8 protein-coding genes are annotated in these 11291 nt (G+C 71.3%); 6 read left to right on the forward strand and 2 right to left on the reverse strand.

The window, feature by feature from the left end:
• Window positions 1-233 precede the first annotated feature (233 nt).
• The 3 genes from KCH48_RS25210 to KCH48_RS25220 are packed head-to-tail and all read left to right on the forward strand — an operon-like array spanning window position 234 to window position 5811.
• The gene (locus KCH48_RS25210) at window positions 234-1502 is read left to right on the forward strand and encodes an aspartate aminotransferase family protein (RefSeq protein WP_210576990.1); all 1269 of its coding nucleotides are present in this window, start codon (window positions 234-236) and stop codon (window positions 1500-1502) included.
• Entirely contained in the window at window positions 1499-4375 is a 2877-nt protein-coding gene (locus KCH48_RS25215; protein WP_210576991.1) for an FAD-binding and (Fe-S)-binding domain-containing protein, read from the forward strand. Before KCH48_RS25210 ends, KCH48_RS25215 begins: the two co-directional genes overlap by 4 nt.
• Window positions 4372-5811 carry an NAD-dependent succinate-semialdehyde dehydrogenase gene (locus KCH48_RS25220; RefSeq protein ID WP_210576992.1) on the forward strand — a complete coding sequence of 480 codons (1440 nt, stop codon included), beginning with the start codon at window positions 4372-4374 and terminating at the stop codon, window positions 5809-5811. Before KCH48_RS25215 ends, KCH48_RS25220 begins: the two co-directional genes overlap by 4 nt.
• An 18-nt stretch (window positions 5812-5829) precedes the next feature.
• Here the strand turns inward: KCH48_RS25220 and KCH48_RS25225 are convergent, their stop codons facing one another.
• Window positions 5830-6573, reverse strand: a complete 744-nt coding sequence (locus KCH48_RS25225) for an IclR family transcriptional regulator (RefSeq protein ID WP_210576993.1) — start codon at window positions 6571-6573, stop codon at window positions 5830-5832.
• A 182-nt stretch (window positions 6574-6755) separates the two neighbouring features.
• Window positions 6756-7502, reverse strand: coding sequence for an IclR family transcriptional regulator (locus KCH48_RS25230; RefSeq protein WP_210576994.1), 747 nt, complete (start codon window positions 7500-7502; stop codon window positions 6756-6758).
• Window positions 7503-7784: 282 nt separating this feature from the next.
• On the opposite strand from KCH48_RS25230, the gene solA reads away from it, so the two are divergent.
• The 3 genes from solA to KCH48_RS25245 all read left to right on the forward strand — a co-directional run bounded on the left by solA (window position 7785) and on the right by KCH48_RS25245 (window position 11176).
• Window positions 7785-8924: an N-methyl-L-tryptophan oxidase gene (solA, locus tag KCH48_RS25235; protein WP_307840941.1), complete on the forward strand. Its 1140-nt coding sequence runs from the start codon at window positions 7785-7787 to the stop codon at window positions 8922-8924.
• 2 nt (window positions 8925-8926) lie between these two features.
• The gene (locus KCH48_RS25240; protein ID WP_246885809.1) at window positions 8927-9988 is read left to right on the forward strand and encodes a succinylglutamate desuccinylase/aspartoacylase family protein; all 1062 of its coding nucleotides are present in this window, start codon (window positions 8927-8929) and stop codon (window positions 9986-9988) included.
• Between the two features lie 78 nt (window positions 9989-10066).
• Window positions 10067-11176: an ABC transporter substrate-binding protein gene (locus tag KCH48_RS25245; RefSeq protein WP_210576997.1), complete on the forward strand. Its 1110-nt coding sequence runs from the start codon at window positions 10067-10069 to the stop codon at window positions 11174-11176.
• The last annotated feature ends 115 nt before the right edge of the window (window positions 11177-11291 follow it).

The following is an 11291-nucleotide window of genomic DNA, read 5'->3' on the forward strand; positions in this document are numbered from 1 at the left end:
CGACCCCCGAGAACTCGGGACGTGCCCTGTCACTCTGACAAGCACCGCTGACCTGCGCAAGAGCCCGCAGACGGCGGCGGCGAGGCCTGCGGGCCGGGTACAGGGTCCCGTATGCCTGACACAACGTCCGGATCCCGCGCCGCGCCCGGACAGATCGCGCGTTGGCCCGGCCCCGGTCCGCGGAGATGCTCAGTAGGACCGGAGCAGACCGCCGACCCCGCCGGGAGACGAACATGACCGCACTGTCGCCGCACCTTCGCCAGGCCACACCCGTGACGGCGGTCCGGGGCGAGGGCGTCCACCTCTACGGCGAGGACGGCCGCCGCTACCTGGACTTCACCGCCGGCATCGGCGTCACCAGCACCGGACACTGCCACCCCAAGGTCGTGGCGGCGGCCCAGGAACAGGTCGGCACGCTCATCCACGGCCAGTACACGACGGTCATGCACCAGCCCCTGCGCCGACTGGTCGAGAAGCTCGGTGAGGTACTGCCGGCCGGCCTGGACAGCCTGTTCTTCACCAACTCCGGCAGCGAGGCGGTCGAGGCCGCACTGCGGCTGGCCCGCCAGGCCACCGGCCGACCCAACGTCGTCGTCTGCCACGGCGGCTTCCACGGCCGTACGGTCGCCGCCGCCTCCATGACCACGTCCGGCACCCGCTTCCGCTCCGGCTTCTCCCCGCTGATGAGCGGCGTCGTCGTCACCCCCTTCCCGACGGCCTACCGCTACGGCTGGGACGAGGACACCGCGACCCGCTTCGCCCTCAAGGAGCTCGACTACACCCTCCAGACGATCTCCTCACCCGCCGACACAGCCGCGATCATCGTCGAGCCGGTGCTCGGCGAGGGCGGCTACGTCCCCGCGAACCGCGCCTTCATGGAGGGCCTGCGGGAGCGCGCCGACCGCCACGGCTTCCTCCTCATCCTCGACGAGGTGCAGACGGGCGTCGGCCGCACCGGCCGCTTCTGGGGCCACGACCACTTCGGTGTCACCCCGGACATCCTCGTCACCGCCAAGGGCCTGGCCAGCGGCTTCCCGATCTCCGGCATCGCCGCCTCCGAGGAGCTGATGACCAAGGCATGGCCCGGCTCGCAGGGCGGCACGTACGGCGCCAACGCCGTCGCCTGCGCCGCGGCCTGCGCGACCCTCGATGTCGTACGCGACGAGAAGCTCGTCGAGAACGCCGACGCGATGGGCGCACGGCTGCGCGCCGGTCTGGAGGCGGTCGCCGACCGGACCCCGGGCATCGGCGACGTACGGGGCCTCGGACTGATGCTGGCCACCGAGTTCGTCACCGAGGACGGCAGCCCGGACCCCGACACCGCCGCCCGCGTGCAGCGCGCCGCCGTCGACGAGGGCCTGCTCCTGCTGCTGTGCGGGGCTTGGAACCAGGTCGTCCGCATGATCCCGGCGCTCGTCATCGACGAGGCGGCCGTGGACGAGGGCCTCCGGGCATGGGCGACCGCGGTGGAAGTCGGCACCTCGGGACCAGCGGCACGATGAGCGACACCCTCGCGCGGCTGACCGCCCGGCTCACCGAGACCGCCCCCGGCCTGCGGGTGGAGACCGGCCCGGGCGCCACCGGCCTCTACGCCTACGACGCCTCCAACTACCGGGTCCCGCCACGGGCCGTGGCCTTCCCCCGCGGCGCCGACGACGTGGTCGCGGTGGTACGGGCCTGCCGGGAGACGGGCGTCCCGGTCACCGCGCGCGGCGGCGGTACGAGCATGGCGGGCAACGCGGTCGGACCGGGCGTAGTCCTGGACTTCTCCCGGTACATGAACCGGATCCTGGACATCGACCCGGCCGCACGGACCGCACGCGTCGAGGCCGGAGTGATCCTGGACGCGCTGCGCGATGCCACCGCCCCGCACGGCCTCACCTTCGGCCCCGACCCCTCCTCGCACAGCCGCTGCACCCTCGGCGGCATGATCGGCAACGACGCGTGCGGCAACCGCTCGGTGCGGCACGGGCGCACCAGTACCCACATCGAGGCACTGGAGATCGTGACGGCCGACGGCGTGCGAGCCGTCGCCGACCGCACCGGTCTGCGACCGGTGGACCCCGCGGACACAGAACAAGTCGCCCGGCTGGAAGCGGACGTACGCCACCTGATCGACGCCAACCTGGCCCCGATCCGCACCGAACTGGGCCGCATCCCGCGCCAGGTCTCCGGCTACCAACTGCACCGCCTGCTGCCCGAGCACGGCTTCGACCTGGCCCGCGCCCTGGTCGGCACCGAGGGCTCCTGTGCCGTCGTCACCGCCGCGACGGTCCGCCTCGTGGCCACCGCACCGGCGTCGGCGCTGCTCACCCTCGGATACGACGATGTCGTCGACGCCGCCGAGGACGTAACGGAGATCCTGCGTTGGCACCCCACCGCCGTGGAGGGCATGGACGAGGCGATCGTCGCCACCATGCGCGCCCGGCGCGGACCGGACTCCGTGACCGGACTGCCCGAGGGACGCGCCTGGCTGTACGTCGAACTCGACGGCGACGACCAGGCGGCGGTCGACGCCCGCGCCGCCGAACTGCTGGACGTGCTCAAGGCACAGGGCCGCATGACCGGCGGACGGGTCGTGGAGACCGCGGCCGAGCGGCGCTCGCTGTGGCGGGTCCGCGAGGACGGGGCCGGGCTCGCCGCCCGACTCGTCGACGGCGGGGAGTCCTGGCCCGGCTGGGAGGACGCGGCGGTCGCGCCCGAGAACCTGGCCGCCTACCTGCGGGACTTCCGCAAACTGCTGGACTCCCACGAGCTGACCGGGGTGCTGTACGGCCACTTCGGCGCGGGCTGTGTCCACGTGCGCATCGACTTCGACCTGGCCACGGACACCGGCCGGGCCGCCACCCGCCGCTTCCTCTCCGAAGCCGCCGCCCTGGTCGTCGAGCACGGCGGCACCCTGTCCGGCGAACACGGGGACGGGCGGGCGCGCGGTGAGCTGCTGGAGATCATGTACAGCCGGCGCATGATCCGGACGTTCGCCGCCTTCAAGGAGATCTTCGACCCCGAGGGGCTGCTCAACCCCGGCGTCATCGTGGCCCCGGCCCCGCTCGACGCCGACCTGGCACTGCGCCAACTCCCGCTCCTCGAAACGACGTTCACCTTCCCGCACGACGAGGAGGGCTTCACCGGCGCCGTACGCCGCTGCGTCGGCGTTGGCCGCTGCCGCAGCGACGCGGGCGGCGTGATGTGTCCCAGCTACCGGGCCACGGGCGAGGAGAACGACTCCACCCGCGGCCGGGCCCGCCTCCTCCAGGAGATGGTGCGGGGCGGGACCGTCCAGGACGGCTGGCGTTCGACGGAGGTGCGCGACGCCCTCGATCTGTGCCTGTCCTGCAAGGCGTGCTCCAGTGACTGCCCGGTCGGCGTCGACATGGCCACGTACAAGGCGGAGTTCCTGCACCAGCACTACAAGGGTCGCTTGAGGCCCCGCTCGCACTACTCGCTGGGCTGGCTGCCGCTGACCTCGGCCCTCGCCGGATTCGCGGCCCGCCCCCTCAACGCGCTGTTGAGCGGACCGTTCGGCAAGCTGCTCGCCCGACTCGGCGGCGTGACCACGAAGCGCCGGATCCCGGCCTTCGCCTCCCGGCGTGCACGCCGCAAGGTCCTGCGGGCGGCGAAGACGGACGCACCGGCGAAAGCCCTGCTCTTCGTCGACAGCTTCACCCGCGCCTTCCGCCCCGAGGTCGCGGGCGCCGCGAGCCGCGTGCTCGCCGACGCCGGCATCCCCTGCACGGCTCAGGACGGCCTGTGCTGCGGCCTGACCTGGGTCAGCACCGGGCAACTGTCCACCGCCCGCCGCATCATGGCCCGCACGGTCGCCCACCTCGACAACGGCGACGACCGGCCCATCGTCGTGGCCGAACCCAGCTGCGCCGCCGCCCTCAAACGCGACGTGCCCGAACTGCTCGGCACCGAAGCCGCCCAGCGCGTAGCGGCCCGCGTCCACACGCTCACCGGCGCCCTGACCGACCTCGCCACTCCCGACTGGACCCCACCGGAACTGCCGGACACCGTCGTCCTGCAGACCCACTGCCACGAGTACGCCACCTTCCAGGGCCGCCACCCCCGCGACCTGCTCGGCCGCCTCGGCGTCGGGAAGGTCGACGAGGCCGAGGGCTGCTGCGGACTCGCCGGGAACTTCGGGTTCGAGGAGCAGCACTACGACACGTCGATGGCCGTCGCCGACCTGGCCCTGAAACCACGCCTCGACGCCATCACCCCGGACGCATCAACCGTCGTCGTGGCCGACGGCTTCAGCTGCGCCACCCAGATCGACCACCTCGCCGGTGACCGGGGCATCCGCGCCCTGCACCTCGCGGAACTGCTCGACCCCGCCGCCGATCAAGCCGCTCGACCAGGAGGAACCCCATGACCGACACACCCACGCAGTTGTTCATCGGCGGGGCCTGGGTGGACGCCGGCGACGGCGCCACCATGCCCGTCGACGACCCGGCGACCGGTGAGATCCTCTGCCATGTCGCCGACGCGGGCGCAAAGGACGCGAAGCTCGCCGAGGACGCGGCCGTCCAGGCGCAGGAGGAGTGGGCCCGCACGGCGCCTCGGGCCCGTAGCGAGATCCTGCGCCGGGCACACGAGCTCATCCTTGAACGGACCGACGAACTCGCCCACTTGATGACGTCCGAGATGGGCAAGCCCCTGGCCGAGGCCAGGGGAGAGGTGGCGTACGCGGCCGAGTTCTTCCGCTGGTTCTCCGAGGAGGCCGTACGCATCGACGGCGGCCACGGCGTCCTGCCTGACGGCCGCAACCGCATGCTGCTCTCCCGCCGCCCGGTCGGCCCCTGTCTGCTGATCACCCCGTGGAACTTCCCCCTCGCCATGGGCACCCGCAAGATCGGCCCGGCGATCGCAGCCGGCTGCACGATGATCCTCAAGCCGGCCCCGCAGACCCCCCTCTCCAGCCTGGCGCTCGCCGCGATCCTCAAGGAGGCCGGGCTGCCGGACGGCGTCCTCAACGTCGTCACCACCTCCCGTGCGGGGGAGGTGTGCGAACCGCTCCTGCGCGGCGGGCGGATTCGCAAGCTGTCCTTCACCGGCTCCACGCAGGTCGGGCGGCTCCTGCTCGCACAGAGCGCGGAGGCGGTCGTACGGACCTCGATGGAGCTGGGCGGGAACGCGCCGTTCGTCGTATTCGAGGACGCTGACCTGGACAAGGCGGTCAACGGCGCGATGGTCGCCAAGATGCGCAACATGGGGGAGGCGTGCACGGCGGCCAACCGCTTCTTCGTCCACAGCTCCGTGGCGGAGGAGTTCGGGCGGCGGCTGGCCGAGCGTATGGGCGCGCTGGTCGTGGGCCCCGGCACCCGGGACGGCGTCGACGTCGGCCCGCTGATCGACCGGGTCGGGCGGGCCAAGGTCGAGGAACTGGTCGCCGACGCGGTGGAGCGCGGCGCCCGGGTGCTCGTCGGCGGTCGTACGCCCGAAGGGCCGGGCTGCTTCTACCCGCCGACCGTGCTCACGGACGTCGCCTCCGACAGCCGCCTGATGGACACGGAGATCTTCGGGCCGGTCGCGGCGATCCTCACCTTCGACGACGAGGACGAGGTGATCCGCCGCGCCAACGACACCCCCTGGGGCCTCGTCGGCTACGTCTTCACCGAGGGCCTGGACCGGGCCCTGAGCGTCAGCGAACGCCTGGAGGTCGGCATGGTCGGCCTCAACACGGGCCTCGTCTCCAACCCGGCCGCGCCCTTCGGTGGCGTCAAGCAGTCCGGGCTCGGCCGTGAGGGTGGCCGGGTCGGGATCGACGAGTTCCTGGAGTACCAGTACGTGGCGATGCCTGTGCGGTGACGGCGGTGGTCGTCGCCCTCAGTGCAGGTGGCGGGCGGTGATCTCCGCCGCGGTCTCCGTCACCAGTCGCCCCAGCTCGGTGAGGCGGCCTGCCTCGAAACGGGAGTCGGGCATGGAGACCGCCACGGCGGCCAGCGGCACGCTGTCACCGTCCAGGACGGGTGCCGCGATGGCACAGACGCCCTGGAGGTACTGGTTGTGGTTGACGGCGTACCCGCGGTCCCTGACGCGGCGCAGCTCCGCACGCAGCTCCACCGGATCGGTGATGGTCTCCTCGCCGTACCCCTCGAACGCGCCCGTCGCGAACTCGTCGACCTCGGACTTCGGCAGATGGGCGAGGACCGCGTGCCCGGTTGCCGTGGCGTGCAGCGGCGAGGTGTCGCCGATGGTGTGGAAGGTCCGTACGGGGTGGTCGCAGTCGACGCGGTCGACCACGACCATGCTGTGCAGCGCGTCGGGCACGGAGAGGTGGATGGTCTCGTTCAGCGTGTCCCGGAGCCGGAGCATGGGTTCGCGGGCGGCGGCGAAGAGGCTGGAGCCCTGGAGGGCGGCGGGTCGCACGGCCAGCACGCGGGCGCCGACCTCCCAGCGGGTGGTGTCCTTGCGGTTGGCCCGGAGCCAGCCCGCCTCGTTGAGCGTGACCAGGGTGCGCTGCACGGTGGACTTCGGCAGGCCGAAGAGCTTCGTCAGCTCGCCCACGGTCACTGGCTGGTGCTGGGCGACGGCTTCCAGGATGCGCAGCGACCTCGTGACGCTCTTCATTTCCATCCGGTGCCCCCGTAATTGTGCGGCCTCTTGGGCATGATCGTGCCGGATTTTAGCATGGCGTTCCACAATATGGCATGAACCAGAAGGCTGCCGGTGGCTGTGCGCAGCAGTAAAGGCCGGCTCTCACGTCGACGCGTGCGAGCCGGCCCTCGCCGGTGTGGAGCCCACTCGGGCCTTCAGGCGCCCAGTAGACGCCCGGAGATCTCCGCTGCCGTGTCGGTGACGAGGCCGCCCCACTCGGGCGCCCGGTCCTCGTCGTACCGGGAATCGGGCATCGAGATGGCCACGGCGGCCAGTGGCGTTCCGCTCTCGTCGAGCACGGGTGCGGCGAGGGCGCAGACGCCCTGCCGGTACTGGTTCCGGTTGACCGCGTAGCCGTCGGTGCGGATCCGGTCCAGCTCGGCGCGCAGCTCGTCGGGGTCGGCGGGGGTCGTGTCGCTGAAGCGCTCCAGTCCCTGCGTGATGAGTTCCTCGACGTCGTGTTTCGGGAGGTGGGCGAGGATGCTGCGCCCGACGGCGGTCGCGTGCAGCGGGGACGTGTCGCCGATGGTGTGGAAGGTCCGTACGGGATGGTCACAGTCGACGCGGTCCACTACGACCATGCACTGCAGTGCGTCGGGCACCGACAGGTGGATGGTCTCGTTCACCGCGTCGCGCAGGCGGATCATGGGTTCGCGGGCGGCGGCGAACAGGCTGGAGCCTTGGAGGGCGGCCGGTCGCACGGCCAGCACGCGGGCGCCGATCTCCCAGCGGGTGGTGTCCTTGCGGTTCGCGCGCAGCCACCCCGCCTCGGCCAGTGTGACCAGCGTGCGCTGCACCGTCGACTTCGGAAGACCGAAGAGTTTCGTCAACTCCCCGACGGTGACCGGCTGATGCTGGGCGACCGCTTCCAGGATGCGCAGTGATCTCGTGACGCTCTTCATTTCCATCCGGTTTCCCCCCGTTAATCCTCGAAATCTCTGCTGGACACCCTCTTGACTCCCCTCTGTGCCGCTGTCATTCTCGTGCCAGATTCTAGCACAGCGTTCCACAATGTGGCACGGCTTAGCGGAAAGATCCCGCCGAAGTGGGCCGGCACCGCGAGACACGGCGGCTGTGAGCCGCAGGCCCGGAGAAAGGGCCCGGCCCTCGTCCAGACCGCCTCGAATCGATCAGCCTCACGTCGGGCGCTCAGCATGCGCCCCGGCGTTACGAAAGGAAAGCCTGTGTCAGCTGCCAGGAAGCGCGTCGCCGTCGTCGGCGTCGGAACGATGGGCAGCCAGGCCGCCTGGCGGCTGGCGGCCCGCGGCGCCGAGGTCGTCGGATACGACAGGTTCGCCCCCGGCCACGACCGCAGTGCCGCCGGCGGTGAGACCCGGATCTTCCGCAGCGCCCACTTCGAGGACTCCCGCTACGTCCCGCTGCTCAAGCACGCCGACGCCCTGTGGGAGCGGCTCCAGCAGGAGACCGGCCGTGAGCTGCGCCGGCTGACCGGGTGCCTGCTGATGGGGCCGACCGAGCACCACCAGATGGCCACCGTGCTGCAGTCCATCGCGGAGCACGACCTCGACCACGACGTGCTCGATGCCGAGCTGCTGGCCAAACGTTTCCCCCAGTTCCGCATCGAGGACGGCGACGCGGCCGTGCTGGACCGCCGCGCCGGTTTCATCCGCCCCGAGCTGACCATCCAGACCGCCGCCCGCCGCGCCGAGCAGCTGGGCGCCGTCATCCACCGCTACACCACGGTCCGCGAGATCGTGCCCGTCGCGAACGGCGTGGAGATCCGCACCGACGCCGGCAGCGAGCGCTTCGACACCGCCGTCGTCACCCCCGGTCCCTGGGTCAACGACCTGCTGCCCGACCTGCCCTGGGAGGTGGACGTCCGCCGCCTCGTCAGCGCCTGGTACGTGCCCACCACCCCCGACGCCTGGTTCGGCGAGGAGCGCCCGGCGTTCATCCGTACCGCGCCCACTCACTGCTACGGCCTGCCCTCCCCGGACGGCATCTCGGTCAAGCTCGGCCTCTCCCGCGCCCTGCACCAGCTGGTGGGCGACCCGAACCAGTTGGAGCGGACGGTGCGGCCCGAGGAGCTGGAGATCTTCAGCGAGCTGATCGGCCGCTACCTGCCGGACCTGCACCCGGACCCGACCCGGCTCTCCGCCTACATGGAGGGCTACACCGAGAGCAGCCGCCCCCTGGTCGGCCCCCTGCCCGCCGCCGAGAACGTGATCCTGCTCGCCGGTTTCTCCGGCCACGGCTTCAAGCTCTCGCCCGCCTTCGGCGACATCGCCGCAGACCTCGCACTGGACGGCACCTCGCCCCAGCCCATCGACTTCCTCTCCACCGTCGGCCGTACGGAGGCATGACCATGAACGACGCCACGCTCGCCGTCGGCTCCCTGCACGCGCAGCCCGGCACCAAGGTCCGCGGCACGGTCAGGGCCGACCTCGGCACCCTCACCGCCGACATGCCGCTGACCCTGGTCAACGGCACCCGCCCCGGCCCCCGGGTCGTCATCACCGCCGGCGTGCACGGCGGGGAGTTCACGCCCATCGACGCCGTCGTACGACTGGCGGACAGGCTGGAACCCGGCGAGGTGCACGGCCAGGTGGTCATCTGCCCCGTCGCCAACCCGCCCGCCGTCTACCAGGGCCGGCTCAACGTCTCCCCGGTCGACGGCGTGAACCTCAACCGCGTCTTCCCCGGCGACCCTGACGGCGGCCCCACCGAGCGGCTGGCCGCCTGGCTCTTCACCCACCTGCTCGACGGCGCCGACGTCTACGCCGACCTGCACTGCGGCGGCATCGACCAGGTCCTGCGGGACTTCGTCGGCTACCGCCTCACCGGTGACCCGGACCTCGACAAGGCGACGGCCGAGCTGGCAGGCTCCTTCGGCATCGAGGACGTCCTCCTCGGACTGACCGCAGACGGCGGCAACAGCCACGCGGCCGCCGCCCGCCGGGGCATCTCGGCGGTCCTCGTCGAGGTGGGACAGCTCGGCCAGCGGGACGAGGCCACTGCCCTCCGCCGCGTCGACGGCCTGCTGAAGGCACTGCGCCACTTGGGCGTCCTCGACCAGGACGGCTCCGCCCCGGCCCCGATCCGGCAATGGGTCTGGTCCGCCGGTGTCACCGCCGAGGCAACCGGCCTGTGGTACCCGGAGTTCTCCTTCGACGCCGACATCATCGGCGAAGTCGCCGAGGGCGATCTCCTCGGTCGCATCGTCGACCCGACCGACGGCACGGAGCACAGCGTCCACGCCCCGGCCGGCGGACGGATCTTCTACGGCATGCACGGCCTCACCGTCGCCCCCGGCACCGAACTCGCCGCCCTCGCCGTCCCGTGGGACCCCGACACGGCCGCGCGGGCCCACACCCTCCGGACCCCGGGTCTGGGCGCCGGATCCGACGAGGCGGGTCCCCGCCCCTAAGCCCCCATTCCAGCCGCCCCTCTCTCCCCGTCCCCGGCCGCTCCCCTTCTCACGGCCAGCACCACCAGGAGGCACACGATGAAAGATGCCCGAATAGACCGCAGACTGTTCCTGCGAGGAATAGGCGGGGTCACGGCGGGTGTGGCTGCCGCGACCGCCCTCAGCGCCTGTGGTACCGGCACCAGCAGGTCCGGCGCCGGCAGCGGTGGCAAGGGCGGCGGCAAGACGGTGGTCGTCCGCGACAGCGGCGGTTCCTTCGGCGCGGCCCTGCAGAAGGCGATCTACACGCCGTTCAGCCAGGAGACCGGGATCGCCGTCAAGGTGCTCAACACGGACGACGCCCCGCTGCTCGCGCAGATCAAGCAGGGCCGCCCGCAGTGCGACCTCATCAACAACTCGATGATGTCGCACACCAAGTACGTGGCTCAGGACGCCCTGGAGACGCTGGACCCCGACCGGATCAAGAGCCTGAAGAGCGCGAAGATCCCGGAGAACCAGATCACCGACCATGCCATCGGCAACAGCTTCTACGGCCAGTGCATGGCGTACCGCACCGATGCCTTCGATGGTCGCAAGCCCGAGTCGTGGGCGGACTTCTGGGACACCAAGGCGTTCACGGGGGGCCGTTCGATGGTCAGCCCGGACGGTGACCTGCCGGAGCTGGAGTTCGCGCTGCTGGCCGACGGTGTGCCCATGGACAAGCTGTACCCGCTCGATGTGGACCGTGCCTTCAAGGTGCTGACCCGGCTGCGGGGCGACATCAAGAAGTTCTGGGACAGCGGCCCGCTGCCCGGTGTGCTGCTCAGCCGCGAGGAAGTGACGATGGCCACCGTCTGGGACGGCCGGCTCGCCGACCTGCAAAAGCAGGGCGTGCCGGTGGAGCGGCAGCTCAACGGTATGCGCCGCCAGTTCCAGGGTTATGCCATCGCCAAGGGCGCGGCGAATGTGGACGGCGCCTACCAGCTCATGGACTTCTCGTTGCGTGCCGAGAGCCAGGCCAACCTGGCCAAGGCGTTCCCGTCGAACCCGGCTTCTCCGCTGGCCTACGAGCAGCTCACCGAGGACGAGCGCAACGCGCTCGCCGGTGCGCCCAAGTACTACGACAAGGGTTTCGACACCGACATCGAGTGGTGGATGAAGAACGAAGCCGCCGTCACCAAGCGCTGGTTGGAGTGGGCTCGTGGCTGAATTCGATGTGGTCACCCCGTCCGTGAAGGTGGCCGGCGTTACCCCGGCCGCCTCGACCGGCAAAGCGTTGTCGGTGGTGGCACTGCGCAAGACCTACGGCGATGTGGTCGCCGTG

The organism is Streptomyces sp. GESEQ-4, from assembly GCF_017948455.1.
Classification (GTDB): domain Bacteria; phylum Actinomycetota; class Actinomycetes; order Streptomycetales; family Streptomycetaceae; genus Streptomyces.

Coding starts and splice junctions, on each gene's coding strand:
- KCH48_RS25210 (WP_210576990.1), top strand. CDS start 234: ATGACCGCACTGTCGCCGCACCTTCGCCAGGCCACACCCGTGACGGCG.
- KCH48_RS25215 (WP_210576991.1), top strand. CDS start 1,499: ATGAGCGACACCCTCGCGCGGCTGACCGCCCGGCTCACCGAGACCGCC.
- KCH48_RS25220 (WP_210576992.1), top strand. CDS start 4,372: ATGACCGACACACCCACGCAGTTGTTCATCGGCGGGGCCTGGGTGGAC.
- KCH48_RS25225 (WP_210576993.1), bottom strand. CDS start 6,573: ATGAAGAGCGTCACGAGGTCGCTGCGCATCCTGGAAGCCGTCGCCCAG.
- KCH48_RS25230 (WP_210576994.1), bottom strand. CDS start 7,502: ATGAAGAGCGTCACGAGATCACTGCGCATCCTGGAAGCGGTCGCCCAG.
- KCH48_RS25240 (WP_246885809.1), top strand. CDS start 8,927: ATGAACGACGCCACGCTCGCCGTCGGCTCCCTGCACGCGCAGCCCGGC.
- KCH48_RS25245 (WP_210576997.1), top strand. CDS start 10,067: ATGAAAGATGCCCGAATAGACCGCAGACTGTTCCTGCGAGGAATAGGC.